This window comes from Streptomyces bicolor, assembly GCF_000719285.1.
Lineage (GTDB): Bacteria > Actinomycetota > Actinomycetes > Streptomycetales > Streptomycetaceae > Streptomyces > Streptomyces bicolor.
Window position 1 is genome coordinate 293,662 of sequence record NZ_JOFS01000006.1, and the last position, 15,690, is coordinate 309,351.

General features: G+C 69.9%; 12 protein-coding genes. 4 read left to right on the forward strand and 8 right to left on the reverse strand.

The annotated features are described in order from the left end of the window. Positions 1-125: 125 nt before the first annotated feature. On the reverse strand, positions 126-800 hold the full coding sequence (locus tag IF78_RS0110200; protein ID WP_015658871.1) for a Crp/Fnr family transcriptional regulator: 675 nt from the start codon (positions 798-800) through the stop codon (positions 126-128). A 273-nt stretch (positions 801-1,073) separates the two neighbouring features. Between IF78_RS0110200 and nth the strand changes: the two genes are divergently transcribed. From nth to IF78_RS0110215, 3 genes are all read left to right on the forward strand, one after another. Next, positions 1,074-2,237: an endonuclease III gene (nth, locus tag IF78_RS0110205; RefSeq protein WP_078662373.1), complete on the forward strand. Its 1,164-nt coding sequence runs from the start codon at positions 1,074-1,076 to the stop codon at positions 2,235-2,237. A 106-nt stretch (positions 2,238-2,343) separates the two neighbouring features. Further along, positions 2,344-3,039, forward strand: a complete 696-nt coding sequence (locus tag IF78_RS0110210) for an NUDIX hydrolase (RefSeq protein WP_031482650.1) — start codon at positions 2,344-2,346, stop codon at positions 3,037-3,039. Between the two features lie 120 nt (positions 3,040-3,159). Then, complete coding sequence (locus tag IF78_RS0110215) at positions 3,160-4,359, forward strand: MarP family serine protease (protein WP_031482648.1); 1,200 nt, start codon at positions 3,160-3,162, stop codon at positions 4,357-4,359. Positions 4,360-4,420: 61 nt separating this feature from the next. Here IF78_RS0110215 and IF78_RS49585 read toward each other — a convergent pair whose 3' ends face one another. From IF78_RS49585 to IF78_RS0110240, 6 genes are all read right to left on the reverse strand, one after another. Next, positions 4,421-4,603: a hypothetical protein gene (locus tag IF78_RS49585; protein WP_078662374.1), complete on the reverse strand. Its 183-nt coding sequence runs from the start codon at positions 4,601-4,603 to the stop codon at positions 4,421-4,423. Positions 4,604-4,730: 127 nt separating this feature from the next. Beyond that, positions 4,731-5,669: an alpha/beta fold hydrolase gene (locus IF78_RS0110220; RefSeq protein WP_031482646.1), complete on the reverse strand. Its 939-nt coding sequence runs from the start codon at positions 5,667-5,669 to the stop codon at positions 4,731-4,733. Then, positions 5,666-6,163: a phage holin family protein gene (locus tag IF78_RS0110225; RefSeq protein ID WP_031482645.1), complete on the reverse strand. Its 498-nt coding sequence runs from the start codon at positions 6,161-6,163 to the stop codon at positions 5,666-5,668. The genes IF78_RS0110220 and IF78_RS0110225 overlap by 4 nt, the downstream gene beginning before the upstream one ends. A gap of 77 nt (positions 6,164-6,240) precedes the next feature. Continuing rightward, the gene (gene nhaA, locus IF78_RS0110230; protein WP_031482643.1) at positions 6,241-7,680 is read right to left on the reverse strand and encodes a Na+/H+ antiporter NhaA; all 1,440 of its coding nucleotides are present in this window, start codon (positions 7,678-7,680) and stop codon (positions 6,241-6,243) included. Positions 7,681-7,883: 203 nt separating this feature from the next. Beyond that, entirely contained in the window at positions 7,884-9,839 is a 1,956-nt protein-coding gene (acs, locus tag IF78_RS0110235; protein ID WP_031482641.1) for an acetate--CoA ligase, read from the reverse strand. 413 nt (positions 9,840-10,252) lie between these two features. Continuing rightward, positions 10,253-12,904, reverse strand: a complete 2,652-nt coding sequence (locus IF78_RS0110240) for a SulP family inorganic anion transporter (protein ID WP_031482639.1) — start codon at positions 12,902-12,904, stop codon at positions 10,253-10,255. Positions 12,905-13,204: 300 nt separating this feature from the next. On the opposite strand from IF78_RS0110240, the gene IF78_RS0110245 reads away from it, so the two are divergent. Continuing rightward, the gene (locus IF78_RS0110245) at positions 13,205-14,533 is read left to right on the forward strand and encodes a polysaccharide deacetylase family protein (protein ID WP_234439831.1); all 1,329 of its coding nucleotides are present in this window, start codon (positions 13,205-13,207) and stop codon (positions 14,531-14,533) included. A 44-nt stretch (positions 14,534-14,577) separates the two neighbouring features. Here the strand turns inward: IF78_RS0110245 and IF78_RS0110250 are convergent, their stop codons facing one another. Then, the gene (locus IF78_RS0110250; protein WP_051827639.1) at positions 14,578-15,588 is read right to left on the reverse strand and encodes an ATP-binding protein; all 1,011 of its coding nucleotides are present in this window, start codon (positions 15,586-15,588) and stop codon (positions 14,578-14,580) included. Positions 15,589-15,690 lie beyond the last annotated feature (102 nt).

The window sequence follows — 15,690 nt, forward strand, 5'->3', positions numbered from 1 at the left end:
CTGGTGCGCGGATGTTCGAGGGGGGCCAACGGCGACGGGGTGGCCAACGGCGACGGGGTGGCCAACGGCGACGGGGCCCCGCCTCGTGGTGAGACGGGACCCCGGCGTCGTACGACTTGGTGTGCCTACCGCGACCGCTTGGCCAGTCGCTCCACGTCGAGCAGGATCACCGCGCGCGCCTCCAGCCGGAGCCAGCCACGCTGGGCGAAGTCCGCGAGTGCCTTGTTGACCGTCTCGCGCGAGGCGCCGACGAGCTGGGCGAGCTCCTCCTGCGTCAGGTCGTGCACGACGTGGATGCCCTCTTCGGACTGCACGCCGAACCGGCGGGAGAGGTCGAGGAGAGCGCGGGCGACACGGCCCGGGACGTCCGAGAAGACCAGGTCGGACATCGCGTCGTTGGTGCGGCGCAGGCGGCGGGCGACGGCGCGCAGCAGCGCGGTGGCCACCTCGGGGCGGGCGTTCAGCCAGGGCTGGAGGTCGCCGTGGCCCAGGCCCAGCAGCTTGACCTCGGTCAGCGCGGTGGCCGTCGCCGTGCGCGGGCCCGGGTCGAAGAGGGACAGCTCGCCGATGAGCTCGCCGGGGCCGACCACGGCGAGCATGTTCTCGCGGCCGTCGGGGGACGTGCGGTGAAGCTTGACCTTGCCCTCGGTGACGACGTAGAGCCGGTCGCCCGGGTCGCCCTCGTGGAACAGGGAGTCGCCACGTGCGAGGGTCACCTCACTCATGGAGGCGCGGAGCTCCGCGGACTGCTCGTCATCGAGCGCCGCGAAGAGCGGGTTGCGCCGCAGAACGTCGTCCACGAGTTCTCTCCTTGTCGACCTGCTCAGGGGATCGCTCCCCCGCTTACCAGGGGACCGTGCTCCCCATTTTGCCGGACGGTCCAAACAGTGTGATCTGTCACAAGGATGCCGCACAGGTGTCCCGAGGTAAGCGGCAGGGGTCCAATTGGGGGCCGATCCTCGGGGTCCGGGGCGGATGTCGGTGGCGGGCTTTAGGCTGGCCGGGTGTCCAAATCGCCGGTGAGAGCACAGGCCAAGGGGGCTGGGCGGGTGGTTGTACGTCGCGATTCCGCTATGGGCGAACAGGACCCCGGCGGCGGAAGGAAAACGGCAAAAGCGGTGAAAAGGGCGCCGAGTGCAACGGCTGCGGGTGGCGAGAAACCGGCGGTGAAGACGTCGGTGACCGCGAAGAAGGTCGGGTCCGCGAAGACGTCGGCGGCCGCGAAGAAGGTCGGGTCCGCGAAGAAGACGGCGGGCGCGAAGAAGGTCGGGTCTGTGAAGAAGACTGCGGCCGCGAAGAAGACGGCGGCCGCGAAGAAGGCCGCACCCGCCAAGAAGGTGGCGGCGAAGAAGGCGATCACCAAGAAGGCGATCACCAAGAAGCCGGTCATCGCCCCCGAGGGGGCCGCCGTCTCGGTGAAGGGCGCGTCCCCCGTCAAGTCCGTCACCGTGAAGCCCCCCACCGCCGAGTCCCGCACCGCCCTCGTCCGCCGTGCCCGCCGTATCAACCGGGAACTCGCGGAGGTCTACCCGTACGCCCACCCCGAGCTGGACTTCGACAACCCCTTCCAGCTGGTGGTCGCCACCGTGCTGTCCGCCCAGACCACCGACCTGCGCGTCAACCAGACGACCCCAGCGCTCTTCGCCAAGTACCCCACGCCCGAGGACCTGGCCGCCGCCAACCCGGAGGAGGTCGAGGAGATCCTCCGTCCGTGCGGTTTCTTCCGGGCCAAGACCAAGTCGGTCATGGGCTTGTCCAAGGCGCTGGTGGAGAACCACGGCGGCGAGGTCCCGGGCCGGCTGGAGGACCTGGTCAAGCTGCCCGGCGTCGGTCGCAAGACGGCCTTCGTCGTGCTCGGCAACGCCTTCGGCCGCCCCGGCATCACCGTGGACACGCACTTCCAGCGGCTGGTGCGGCGCTGGCAGTGGACCGAGCAGACGGATCCCGACAAGATCGAGGCGGAGATCGGCGCGCTGTTCCCCAAGAGCGACTGGACGGACCTCTCGCACCATGTGATCTGGCACGGCCGCCGTATCTGCCACGCCCGCAAGCCCGCGTGCGGCGCCTGCCCCGTGGCACCGCTCTGCCCGGCGTACGGCGAGGGCGAGACGGATCCGGAGAAGGCGAAGAAGCTCCTCAAGTACGAGAAGGGCGGCTTCCCGGGACAGCGACTCAACCCGCCCCAGGCCTACCTGGACGCGGGCGGCAGGCCGGCCCCGCCGCTGGGGGCCGGATGACGGGGCGGGCCGGATGGAACCGGGCACTGTCGCTCCCCGCTGCCGCCGGGCCGGAACGATCTAGGTGCCCTCAGGCGTTGGACCCGGCAGGACGACGGGGGTGGCGATGACGCGCTCGAGTGATACGCAGGACGGGCCGGTGGTGCTCAGCAAGGAGGGGCTGCCCGACTGGCTGGATCCGGTGGTGCGGGTGGTGGAGACGGTCGAGCCGCTGCAGCTGAGCCGCTTCCTGCCGCCGGAGAACGGCGCGGGGCGCCAGTCCGCCGTACTGATCCTCTTCGGGGAGGGCGAGCGCGGGCCCGAGCTGCTGCTCATGGAGCGGGCCAGTTCGCTGCGGTCGCACGCCGGCCAACCGTCCTTCCCCGGCGGCGCCCTCGACCCCGAGGACGGCGATCCGCAGGCCGACGGGCCGCTGCGGGCCGCGCTCCGCGAGGCCGAGGAGGAGACCGGACTCGATCCGAGCGGCGTCCAGCTCTTCGGGGTGCTGCCCAAGCTGTACATCCCGGTGAGCGGCTTCGTCGTCACGCCGGTGCTGGGCTGGTGGCGGGAGCCGAGCCCGGTCGACGTAGTCGATCCGAATGAGACGGCCCGCGTCTTCACCGTCCCCGTGGCGGATCTCACGAACCCGGACAACCGCGCCACGACCGTCCACCCCAGCGGCCACCGAGGTCCGGCATTTCTGGTCGAATCGGCCCTGGTCTGGGGTTTCACGGCCGGAATCATCGACCGTCTGCTGCATTTCTCGGGCTGGGAGCAGCCCTGGGACCGGGGCAAGCAGGTCCCGCTCGACTGGCGGTCATGACAGGGTGTCTGCCGTGCTGTGTCTTCCCGGGGGCCGTGGTGTCCGATTTCCGTTGCGTGGCGGGCCGGGTCCGCGGCCGACCCGTGGTGAGCGAAAAGTGATGAGGCGAGGCTAGAACCGGTGAACGTGCTGGACATCCTGTTGCTGGTCGCCGCCGTGTGGTTCGCGATCGTGGGCTATCGCCAGGGCTTCGTCGTCGGCATCCTGTCGGTGATCGGCTTCCTCGGCGGTGGTCTCGTGGCCGTCTACCTGCTGCCGGTCATCTGGGACGCGCTGACCGACAACGCCGAGGTGAGCACGACCGCCGCCGTCGTCGCGGTCGTCGTCGTGATCGTCTGCGCCTCCGTCGGCCAGGCCCTGACCACCCACCTCGGCAACAAGCTGCGCCGCTACATCACCTGGTCCCCGGCCCGCGCCCTGGACGCGACCGGCGGCGCCCTCGTCAACGTCGTCGCGATGCTGCTCGTCGCCTGGCTGATCGGTTCCGCCCTCGCCGGGACCACGCTGCCGACGCTCGGCAAGGAGGTCCGCAACTCCAAGGTGCTGCTCGGGGTCGCACGGGCATTGCCCGACCAGGCGGACACCTGGTTCGCGGACTTCTCCGCGGTCCTCGCGCAGAACGGCTTCCCGCAGGTCTTCAGCCCGTTCGCGAACGAGCCGATCAACGACGTCCGGCCGCCCGACCCGGCCCTCGCGAACAGCCCGGTGGCCACCCGCGCGCAGCGCTCCATCGTCAAGGTCATGGGCACGGCGACGAGTTGCGGCAAGGTCCTCGAGGGCACCGGCTTCGTGTTCGCCGACCGCCGTGTCATGACCAACGCACATGTCGTCGGCGGCGTCGACGAACCCACCGTCCAGATAGGGGGCGAGGGCAAGAAGTACGACGCGACGGTCGTCCTCTACGACTGGGAGCGCGACATCGCCGTACTCGACGTGCCGGACCTGGACGCGCCCGTGCTGAGGTTCTCCACCACCGACGCCGAAAGCGGCGACGGCGCGATCATCGCGGGCTTCCCGGAGAACGGGGCGTACGACGTGCGTGCCGCACGTGTGCGTGGCCGCCTCCCGGCCAACGGCCCGGACATCTACCACCGCGGCACGGTGCGCCGTGATGTCTACTCGCTGTACGCGACCGTCCGCCAGGGCAACTCCGGCGGCCCGCTGCTCACGCCCGAGGGCAAGGTGTACGGCGTGGTCTTCGCCAAGTCCCTCGACGACGCCAACACCGGCTACGCGCTCACCGTGGACGAGATCCAGGAGGACATCGTCGAGGGCCGTACCGCCAACCAGCAGGTGGACAGCGACAGCTGCGCGCTGTAGACGCCTGAGGTGCCTGTGTCGAAGGGCCGGGCAGCCCGGTCGTGAGAAGGTCGCGGCCGGGTCAGCCACGCGGGTGGCGCAGGCGCACCGAGACCCAGCGGGCCCGGCGGCGCAGAATGCGCGGAATGCCCACCCGGAGGTCGGAGCCCGGCATCTGCGGGGCGCTGCCTCGTTGGTGGGAGCTCAGCCCACCGGCCGAGCGGCGATTGCGTGCTGCGTCACTGTAGTCGTGCGTCCAGCCCATACCCCGACGTCTGCCCCTGCCCCAAGGTCGATAACCGCCTCCGGCGCCCCCAATTGGCCTATGCGCCAGGCAATTGGCTGTTCGTAGGACAGGTGTTCAGTTCCGGATACCGGGCGCATCGGCGCGGTCACCGATCGGGTTCGGGGTCCTTCAGCCAGTTGATCAGTTCGGTGGAAAAAGCGACCGGGTCCTCTTCGTGCGGGAAGTGCCCCAGCCCGTCGAACAGCCGCCAGCGGTACGGCGCTTCGACGTACTCGCCCGAACCGGCCGCGCTGCGGGTGCGCATGACGGGGTCGAGGGAGCCGTGCAGATGGAGCGTCGGCACGCGCACCGGCCGCTTCATACGCCGGTTGAACTGGATGCCGTCGGGGCGGGCCAGCGAGCGCACCATCCAGCGGTACGGCTCGATGGAGCAGTGCGCCGTCGACGGGATGCAGATCGCGCGACGGTACGTCTCCACCGCGTCGTCGTCCGGCAGGCGCGGGCCCGACCAGTCCCGGATCAGCCGGCCGGCCAGCGCCCCGTCGTCGGCCGTCAGCTGCCGCTCGGGGAGCCAGGGTCGCTGAAACCCCCAGATGTAGGAACTCGCACTCGTCTGCTTGACGTCCGAGACCATCGCCGAACGCCAGCGCCTCGGGTGCGGCATGGACGCCACCGCGAGCCGCCGTACGAGCTTGGGGCGCATCACGGCCGCCGTCCACGCCAGATATCCGCCCAGGTCATGGCCGACCAGGGCGGCGTCGGGCTCACCGAGGGAGCGGATCACACCGGTGATGTCGAGGGCGAGGTTGGCCGGGTCGTAACCGCGCGGCGTACGGTCGCTGCCGCCCACGCCCCTGAGGTCCATCGCCACCGCCCGGTAGCCCGCGTCGGCGAGGGCGGTGAGCTGGTGCCGCCAGGTCCACCAGAACTGGGGGAAGCCGTGCAGCAGCAGCACCAGCGGGCCGTCGCCCATCTCCGCGATGTGGAAGCGCGCACCATTGGCGGCCACGTCCCGGTGAGTCCAGGGACCGTCAAGTCGTACGACCGAGGCAGGTTGCGCCGAAGGGGTGGCGGGGTCCGTCATGACGATGAGCGTGCCACAGCCTCGATGGCCGCGGGCGCCCGGTCCTCCAGCTCCGGCCTCGCGGCCGGACGCGGGTGCGGCTTGGCATTCTGCAGCACGCCCGCCGTCTCCTTCACCGAGGCGGCGACCTTCTGCGGACCCTTGCTCTTCTTGGCCTTCTTCGCGAAGACGACGCCGATCAGCGCGAGGACGAGGGCGATGAGGACATTCGCCGCGAAGGACAGCACGAAGCAGATCGCGAGGTTCCAGTCGCTCCAGGTCCGAATGCCGTACGCGAGGGCGAAGTTCAGCATCGGCAGGGAGAACAGCAGCACCCCGCCCGCCACCATGAACGCGCCGCCGCTCGTCGCGCCGCGCTTGACGTCCTGCTTGAGCTGCGCCTTGGCCAGTGCGATCTCGTCGTGCACCAGCGCCGACATCTCGGTCGTCGCCGAGGCGAACAGCTGGCCGATGCTGCGTTCGGCGCCGACCGGGCTGCCGTCGGGTGCGCTCATCGCGGTCTCCCTCGTAGTTACGGTTCCGTCTTCTGCCTGACTGCGTACGGTTCCGTCTTTTGTACCGTCCCGTCAGATCATGCCCGACGCTGCTCCTCCTCGCCTGCCCCGCCCGGCACTTCGGCAAGCGCGTGGCGCGCGGCGGCCTTCTCCGTGGCGATACGGCGGTGCTCGGCGGCCTTGCGCTCGTAGAGGGCGGCCAGCCGCAGGTGGTACTCCGGCTCGTCCTCCTCGTAGATGTCCGGAATGCCGCTCTCGTCCTCGTCGCGCTCCTCGTGCTCGACCAGCCTGCGGTACTTGGCGTTACGTATCTTCAGCAGCACGGTGGCCAGCGTCGCCGCGGTGAGTGACCCCACCAGTACGGCGGCCTTGACCTCGTCGGTCAACGCGGCGTCACCCGCGAAGGCCAGCTCGCCGATGAGCAGCGAGACGGTGAAGCCGATACCGGCGAGAGAGGCCACCGCGAACACGTCGGCCCACTCCAGGTCGTCGCTGAGCGAGGCCCTGGTGAAACGTGCCGCCAGCCACGTACCGCCGAAGATGCCGATCGTCTTGCCGACGACCAGCCCGAGGACGACCCCGAGCGTCTCCGGCTGGGTGAACACATCGCCGAGCGCACCGCCGGAGACGGCGACACCGGCGCTGAACAGCGCGAACAGGGGTACGGCGAGCCCCGCCGACAGGGGGCGTACGAGATGTTCGATGTGCTCACCGGGGGAGCTCGTCTCGTCCTCGTGCCGGGTGCAGCGCAGCATCAGGCCCATCGCCACGCCCGCGATGGTGGCGTGGATGCCGCTGTTGTACATCAGCCCCCAGATGACCAGGGCGAGCGGGACGTACACGTACCACCCGCGTACACCCTTCCTCAGCAGCAGCCAGAAGACGCCCAGCCCGACGACGGCACCCGCGAGCGCGGCGAAGTTGATCCGGTCGGTGAAGAAGATCGCGATGATCAGGATCGCGAAGAGGTCGTCGACGACGGCGAGGGTGAGCAGGAAGGCCCGCAGGGCGCTCGGCAGCGAGGTGCCGATGACGGCGAGCACGGCGAGCGCGAAGGCGATGTCCGTGGCGGTCGGAACCGCCCAGCCGTCGGTCGAGCCGGCCCCGGTGACATTGGTGAGCGTGTAGACGAGCGCGGGCACCGCCATTCCGCACAACGCGGCGATGACCGGCAGTACGGCCGCCTTGGGATCGCGCAGATCGCCGGCCACCAGCTCACGCTTGAGCTCGATCCCGGCGACGAAGAAGAAGATCGCGAGGAGCCCGTCGGCGGCCCAGTGCTCGATGGACAGGTTCAGCCCGAGAGCCTCGGGGCCGAGGTGGAAGTGGCCGACCGTCTCGTAACTGTCGTGCAGCATGGGCACGTTCGCCCAGACCAGCGCCGTGATCGCGGCGATGAGCAGCAGTACGCCACCGACTGTCTCGGTGCGCAGCGCTTCCGTGAGGAAGGTCCGCTCGGGGAGCGACAGCCGTCCGAGGATCTTGCGGGCGGGAGCGGGGGTGCGGGGCGCGGCCACGGGGGAGACCTCCGGTCGGTGGGCAGGACGGAGCACATGCCGACCAGACTTCCCGGCGCACCTATGAGTGATGTTGCTTTGCTTAGTTTACCTAAGTGTGCGCGGGAGTGCATCCGCCGCTGTCCACCGTGCGTACGCGAGGGGCACCCGGCGCGCTTGTAGCCGGGTGCCCCTCGATGGCCGTAGTCAGTCCTCGGCCGGGCTCAGTCCTCGCTCGGCGCAGCCGGGAGCTTCGCCTGGATGAGGTCCATGACGGTCGAGTCGGTCAGCGTCGTCACGTCACCGAGCTGGCGGTTCTCGGCGACGTCCCGCAGCAGCCGGCGCATGATCTTGCCGGAGCGGGTCTTCGGCAGCTCGGCCACCGGCAGGATCCGCTTCGGCTTCGCGATCGGGCCGAGCGTGGCGCCGACGTGGTTGCGCAGGTCGGCGACCAGATGCTCGGTCTCGGCGGCCGTACCGCGCAGGATCACGAAGGCCACGATCGCCTGCCCGGTGGTCTCGTCGGCGGCACCGACGACGGCCGCCTCGGCGACGGACGGGTGCGAGACGAGCGCGGACTCGACCTCCGTGGTGGAGATGTTGTGCCCCGACACGAGCATGACGTCGTCGACGCGGCCGAGGAGCCAGATGTCCCCGTCGTCGTCCTTCTTCGCCCCGTCACCGGCGAAGTACTTGCCCTCGAACCGCGACCAGTACGTGTCGATGAACCGCTGGTCGTCGCCCCAGATGGTGCGCAGCATCGACGGCCACGGCTCGGTCAGGACCAGGTAGCCGCCACCGCCGTTGGGCACCTCGTTCGCCTCGTCGTCGACGACGGTCGCGGAGATACCGGGCAGCGGGGTCTGGGCGGAGCCCGGCTTGGTCTCGGTGACACCGGGCAGCGGCGAGATCATCATCGCGCCGGTCTCGGTCTGCCACCAGGTGTCCACGATCGGCGTCCGGTCCGAGCCGATGTGCTTGCGGTACCAGATCCACGCCTCGGGGTTGATGGGCTCACCCACGGAGCCGAGGACGCGGAGGGAGGACAGGTCGAACTTCGCGGGGATGTCGTCGCCCCACTTCATGAACGTACGGATGGCCGTCGGCGCCGTGTACAGGATCGTCACCCCGTACTTCTGCACGATCTCCCAGAAGCGGCCCTGGTGCGGCGTGTCCGGCGTGCCTTCGTACATCACCTGCGTCGCGCCGTTCGCCAGCGGCCCGTACACGATGTACGAGTGGCCGGTGACCCAGCCGACGTCGGCGGTGCACCAGTAGACGTCCGTCTCGGGCTTGAGGTCGAAGACCGCGTGGTGGGTGTACGACGCCTGGGTGAGGTAGCCGCCGGAGGTGTGCAGGATGCCCTTCGGCTTACCCGTCGTACCGGACGTGTAGAGGATGAAGAGCGGCTGCTCGGCGTTGAAGGCCTCGGGGGTGTGCTCGGCGGACTGGCGCTCGACGATCTCGTGCCACCAGACGTCCCGGCTGTCGTCCCAGGCGACGTCCTGGCCGGTACGCCGGACAACGAGCACATGCTCGACGTTGTCCACCTTGCCGATGGCCTCGTCCACGGCCGGCTTGAGCGCGGACGGCTTGCCGCGGCGGTAGCCGCCGTCGGAGGTGATGACGACCTTGGCGTCCGCGTCCTGGATACGGGTGGCGAGGGCGTCCGCCGAGAAGCCGCCGAAGACGACGGAGTGCGCGGCGCCGATCCTGGCGCAGGCCAGCATCGCGACCGCGGTCTCCGGGATCATCGGCATGTAGACCGCGACCCGGTCGCCCTTCTGAACTCCGAGCTCCAGCAGGGCGTTGGCCGCCTTGGAGACCTCGTCCTTGAGCTCGGTGTAGGTGAGGGCGCGGCTGTCGCCGGGCTCGCCCTCGAAGTGGATGGCGACCCGGTCGCCGTGCCCGGCCTCGACATGCCGGTCCACGCAGTTGTACGCGACGTTGAGCTCGCCGTCCTTGAACCACTTCGCGAACGGCGGGTTCGACCAGTCCAGTGTCTCCGTCGGCTCCTTGGCCCAGGTCAGCCGACGGGCCTGCTCGGCCCAGAAGCCGAGCCTGTCAGCCTTGGCCTGTTCATACGCCTCCGCGGTGACGTTGGCATCGTCGGCCAGGTCGGCGGGGGGTGCGAACCTGCGCTCTTCCTTGAGCAGGTTGGCCAGGCTTTCGTTGCTCACGACATCTCCCTTTCCCAGGGTGTCCGTTGTGTCCCAGGCCACAGCTCATCAGACCCGGGGGCCCGATGACAAGGGTCGACGGAAAATTGGTTTAGACCTGTCGCCGGGTAGGTCCGGGGCTGCTTTTCGGCCCTGGGGTCATCCGTTCCCACGGACGCCGCACGGACCGGGTTCAGGTCTGTTACCCCTTTCACATTCCACCGAGGCGCAGGTAGACGCCACCCTCAGGTGAAGCCCGGCCTCGGCGCCCGGTGGCGGCAGCAGCGCGGCCGCACGGGATGCGCGGCACTGCGCCGACCGGGGCGAGCGGCTTGACGCCGCTCGACTCCGTCGCGCGGCTCGGTGGCGCTCGACTCCGTGCCGACCGGGATGCGTGGCCCATGCGGACCGGGGCCACGCATCACCGCCCCGCCTCACGCCGACAGATCCGCCACCCCCACGTCGTCGAACACCTCGTCCCCGTTCCCCTCGGTGAGCAGGTACGCCTGTGCCTCGCCCACGTGGAAGTACATCCCGTGCAGTTCCAGCGCCCCTGCCCGCAGAGCCCGGGCCACCGACTCGTGCGCCCGCAGATGCTCCAACTGCTGGACCACGTTGGTCAGACAGAGCTGCTCCACCGCGTCGGCCGGTGCCCGCCCGGCGAGCCTGGGCAACGGCCGGCTCTCGTCGGACATCCGCTCCAGGCTCGGCAGCCCATGTCGCAGCCACCGCCTGAGCGGGGTCGGCGGGCCGCCGGGCTCGGAACTGAGCAGCGCCTGCATGGCCCCGCAACCGGAGTGGCCGCACACCGTGATCGACCGCACCCGCAGCACGTCCACGGCGTACTCGATCGCCGCCGCCACCGAGTCGTCCCCGCTCTCCTGGCCCGGCCGGGGGCACCTCCCGGCGCTGGCTGGGGGAGGAACGAGGTTGCCCACGTTGCGCACCACGAACAGGTCGCCCGGACCACTGGAGGTGATCATCGACGTGACCAGCCGTGAGTCGGCGCAGGTGAGGAACAGCTGGGAAGGCTGCTGCCCCTCCCGCGCCAGCCGCGCCAGCTCGCCCCGCACCAGGGGTGCGGTGTTGCGCTGGAACGCGCTGATGCCACGGGCCAGTTGACGCGCGCTCGGCCGGCTGCCGTCGGCTCTGCTCTCGCCGGAGCGTCCGGAGCCGGTGGGACCGCCGGATCCGGCGGGCTGTCCGGAGCCGGTGGTGCCGGCGGACCCGGTGAGCCCGTCGGCATCGCCGGCCCCGGCCATGGCACCGCTCGCCTCCGCTCCGTCGCCTGTGCCGGGCTCGCCCGGGATGATGGCGGCCTCGGTGGTGCGGGGCGCGCCGGAACCATCGCTGTCGCCGGCCCCGGTCGCCTGTGCGTCCCAGGTGTGTCCCTCGCCTCCGCCGTGGGAGGGGACGGAGTCCGGGATCTCGCACTGGTGGTTGCGCCAGGGCGTCCAGGGGTGGCAACGGCAGTCGGCCGACCCGGTGGTGGCGTGCCCGGCGTCGAGATGGAGGCCGGCCGGTGTTGTCGGTTCACCGATCCGGACCCCGGCTCTGCGGCCGACCAGCTCGACGGTGCCGCCGTGCGCGGAGTGCGTGTTCTGCCAGTCCTGCAGTGACTCGTACGCCGCGTGGTCCATGAACGACCCGTCCAACTCCACGACGGCGTGGGCGCCTTGGGGAACGAGATGCAGGGCCCGGCTGAGCCGTGGCACCGCGAGGAACGTCAACTGGCCTCTTACGTGTACGTGATGGACTCCTTCCTTCTCGTCATGCGTGATCCGGGTGCGGGTGAGGCGGTGCAGGGCGACGGTGACGGCCATGGCGATCCCCAGGACCACGCCCTCCAGGACGCCGAAGAACACCACGCCGAGGGTGGTGACCGCGTACACCACCACCTCTCGGTGGCGGGTCACCGTGCGGATGTGGTGCAGGGACACCATCTGGATGCCGACGGCCATCACGAGGGCGGCGAGCGAGGCGAGCGGGATGAGTTCCAGGATCGGGACCATCAGCAGCGTGGCGACTACTACGAGAACGCCGTGCAGCATCGTGGAGTTCCGGCTGACGGCACCGGCTTGCACATTCGCCGAACTGCGCACGGCGACGCCCGCGACCGGCAGCCCGCCGAGCGTGCCGGAGACGATGTTGGCGGCGCCCTGCCCGAGCAGTTCGCGGTCCAGGTGGGAGCGTCCGACCTGGACGTGCAGGCCGGGACGCGCGGCCACCATCTTGTCCACGGCGACCGCGCCGAGCAGCGACTGCACGCTGCACACCAGGGTGGTGGTCAGCACCGCGGCGACCAGGCCCAGCACCGGGCCTTCCGGCAGCCCGGCCAGGGCGTGGCTGTGCCAGGAGGGCAGGTCGACCTTGGGCAGGGTCAGGCCGGCGAGCGAGGCGGCCGAGGTGGCACCGGCGACGGCGACGAGCGCGGCCGGGACCTTGCGCAGAAGACGGCCGGCCCGGCCCGGGATCCGCGGCCAGAGCAGCAGCAGCGCCAGGGTCAGCGCGCTCACCGACACGGCGGCCGGCCGCAGCTCGGCCAACTGGGCGGGCAGCGCGCGGAGGTTGGCGAGGACCGAGCTCTGCGGGGTGCCGCCCATGACGATGTGCAGCTGGGCGACGGCGATGGTGACGCCGATGCCGGCGAGCATCCCGTGCACGATGGCGGGGCTCACGGCGAGCGCGCCGCGCGCCACCCGGAGGGTGCCCAGGCCGAGTTGGGCGAGACCGGCGAGGACGGTGATGGCACAGGTCGTCCGCCAGCCGTACTGATGGATGAGGTCGGCGGTGACCACGGTGAGGCCGGCGGCGGGGCCGCTGACCTGGAGCGGGGAACCGCCGAGCCATCCGACGACGAGCCCTCCGACGGCGGCGGCGACGAGGCCTGCCTGGAGGGGTGCGCCGGTGGCGAGGGCGATGCCCAGGGACAGTGGGAGCGCGATCAGGAAGACCGCGATCGATGCCGACACGTCGGCGCCCGCGATGCGGTTGCGGCGGGGCCGGGTCGGGGGCGGGCTGGGCGACTCGTGGGTGCGTTCCGCTCGACTCGGGTCGTCGGCGCGGGTGGGGACGCAGGCGGACATGTTTCCCGTCTTCCTCCGGGGCAGCGCGGTCGCGGATCTGGTGGTCCCCCGCTCATGGGCGAGGGGTCGGGTCGCGGCCGTGTGGTCACGGCGTGCAGCGGCGGGATGGAACAACAGTCGGTAAACGGATCGTAATGCAGAGTAAAGGGCCGGAATAGTTTTTCCGAGCAAATGGACTAATAAATCCCCCTGAAGGGTGAAGTGGCCCATTAGTCGGCTTGTCGTACTAATTCCTTCTCGGTCCCGTGCGACCTTGGCGGCGCTGTCGGCCCCCGAGAGAAGGAAGAAGGTGGACGGAACATGGCCGCCACCAGCAGGAACGCCGCCTCCCGCAAGATCGCCGCGACACACAGGGGCGTCGTGACGCACAGGATCGCGGCGGGCACCGCGATCGCCGCGGTCTGCGCCACATCACTCACTGGTTGCGCGACCGGCACCGACACCACCCGGCAGGGGGCGCCGGGACCAGAGAAGGCGAAGCCGGCGGCGCCCGCTCCCAAGAGCGTGTTCCGCCTGATCGGCGACGGGTCCACCGCGTACACCGGGGCACAGCCCCACCTGCACAGACCCGAAAGGCTCAAGCCGGGTCAGAAGCCCCCGCAGTTCGTGGTGTTCTCCTGGGACGGCGCCGGCGAGGACAGCCAGAAGCTGTTCTCCCACTTCCGCAAGGTCGCCAAGGCGAACAACGCGACGATGACCTACTTCCTCAGCGGCGTGTACATGCTGCCGGACCACAAACGTGACCTGTACCGCCCGCCGCAGCACTCTCCGGGCCGCTCCGACATCGGCTTCAACGACGAGGAGGGCATCGCCGCCACCGCCAAGCAGTTGCGCCTGGCCTGGCTGGAGGGCAACGAGATCGGCACCCACTTCAACGGCCACTTCTGTGGCAGCGGCGGTGGGGTCGGCGAATGGTCGGTGGAGGAGTGGAAGGACGAGATCGGCCAGGCGAAGAGGTTCGTGAAGTCCTGGAAGACCAACACGGGCATGGCGAATGCGGAGCCCCTGCCATTCGACTACGACAAGGAACTCATCGGCGCCCGCACGCCCTGTCTGGAGGGCCAGAAGAACTTCGTCAAGGCCGCCCGCGAGATGGGCTTCCGCTATGACTCCAGCGGCGTCAACAACCAGGTCTGGCCTGCCAAGAAGGGAGGCCTTTGGGACCTGTCGATGCAACTCGTGCCGTTCCCCGGGCACTCCTACGAGCAGCTCACCATGGACTACAACTTCATGGTCAACCAGTCCGGCACCACGAGCCAGGGTGACCCCGCCAAGCACGATTTCTGGGGCGACCAGATGCGGGACGGCCTGCTCAAGGGCTTCCACCGGGCCTATTTCGGCAACCGCGCGCCCCTGATCATCGGCAACCACTTCGAGTCCTGGAACGGCGGCACCTACATGCGGGCCGTCGAGGAGGTCATCGAGGCCGTCTGCAACAAGCCCGACGTGCGCTGCGTCTCCTTCCGGCAGCTCGCCGACTGGCTGGACGCCCAGGATCCGGCGACCCTGGGGAAGCTGCGCACTCTCGGGGTCGGCGAGGCCCCGAAGCAGGGTTGGGCGTCCTTCCTCTCGGCGCATCCAGCCCCGGCCCCGAAGGGGGTGCCCGGGGCGCCGACGGTCCGGCAGTAGCGGCTGGGCAGAAGCGGGCGCACAGGTCGTACGGGTCGTACAGGTCAAGCAGTCGGAGTCAGGCGGGAGTTGCCCTCGCGCAGGGCGGTGAGGCTCTCGCAGAGCACGAATCCGGGGTCGATCTGCGCCGCGAGGTCGGCCCCGGTGCGCTCGCTCCCCCAGGACTGGGCGTTCTTCAGGTGGAAGTGCACCATCTGGCTCGTGTAGCGCTCCCAGTCCCGCAGCTCGTACGTCGCGTCCACCGCCGTGTGCAGCCTGCGCAGGGCGAGGCGGTTGGCGTCCTCCAGGAACTCGAACCGGGGCGGGCGGCCCTTCTCCATGGCGCGCACCCAGTCCGAGTGCCCGACGGTCACCAGCAGGTCGTCCCCGACCTCGGCGCGGAGGAAGTCGAGGTCGTCCTGGCCCTGCACCTTGTTGCCGACGACCTTCAGGACGACTCCGAAGTCACGGGCGTACTCCTTGTACTGGCGATAGACGGATACCCCCTTCCGGGTCGGCTCGGCGACGAGGAACGTGATGTCGAAACGCGTGAACATGCCGGAGGCGAAGGAGTCCGAGCCCGCCGTCATGTCGACCACGACGTACTCGTCGGGGCCGTCCACGAGGTGGTTCAGGAACAGCTCCACCGCACCCGTCTTGGAGTGGTAGCAGGCGACCCCGAGGTCGGAGTCCGTGAACGGGCCGGTGACCATCAAACGGACGGCGCCGCCGTCGAGTTCCACCGGACGGGCGCAGGCGTCGTACACCGGATTCCGCTCGCGCACCCGCAGCAGCCGCGAACCTTCGCCGGGCGGCGTCGTCTTGATCATTGTCTCGACGGAGGCGATCCGCGGATTGGAGCCGCGCAGGTAGTCCTTGATCAGGGGCAACCGCTCGCCCATCGCGGGCAGTGCGGCTGCCTCCGCCTCGTCGAGACCGAGCGCGGCCCCCAGGTGCTGGTTGATGTCGGCGTCGACGGCGACGACCGGCGCGCCGGTCGCGGCGAGCTGGCGGATGAAGAGGGAGGACAGGGTCGTCTTGCCGCTGCCGCCTTTCCCGACGAAAGCAATTTTCATGTTCACGAAGAGTAGCGGGCTGGTAGCTGTATGTGGCAGATGGGAGTGAGGAAGGCCACTCGATCGTGGGGTGCGGGCTGTCAGTGAAGGCGAAGCCTGATG

What these genes read in the sequence shown, in the direction of transcription:
- IF78_RS49585 (WP_078662374.1), bottom strand. Translation starts at nt 4,603, where the DNA reads ATGGGCTGGACGCACGACTACAGTGACGCAGCACGCAATCGCCGCTCG.
- IF78_RS0110220 (WP_031482646.1), bottom strand. Translation starts at nt 5,669, where the DNA reads ATGACGGACCCCGCCACCCCTTCGGCGCAACCTGCCTCGGTCGTACGA.
- IF78_RS0110245 (WP_234439831.1), top strand. Translation starts at nt 13,205, where the DNA reads ATGGCCGCCACCAGCAGGAACGCCGCCTCCCGCAAGATCGCCGCGACA.
- nth (WP_078662373.1), top strand. Translation starts at nt 1,074, where the DNA reads ATGGGCGAACAGGACCCCGGCGGCGGAAGGAAAACGGCAAAAGCGGTG.
- IF78_RS0110240 (WP_031482639.1), bottom strand. Translation starts at nt 12,904, where the DNA reads ATGTCCGCCTGCGTCCCCACCCGCGCCGACGACCCGAGTCGAGCGGAA.
- IF78_RS0110225 (WP_031482645.1), bottom strand. Translation starts at nt 6,163, where the DNA reads ATGAGCGCACCCGACGGCAGCCCGGTCGGCGCCGAACGCAGCATCGGC.
- IF78_RS0110250 (WP_051827639.1), bottom strand. Translation starts at nt 15,588, where the DNA reads ATGAAAATTGCTTTCGTCGGGAAAGGCGGCAGCGGCAAGACGACCCTG.
- IF78_RS0110210 (WP_031482650.1), top strand. Translation starts at nt 2,344, where the DNA reads ATGACGCGCTCGAGTGATACGCAGGACGGGCCGGTGGTGCTCAGCAAG.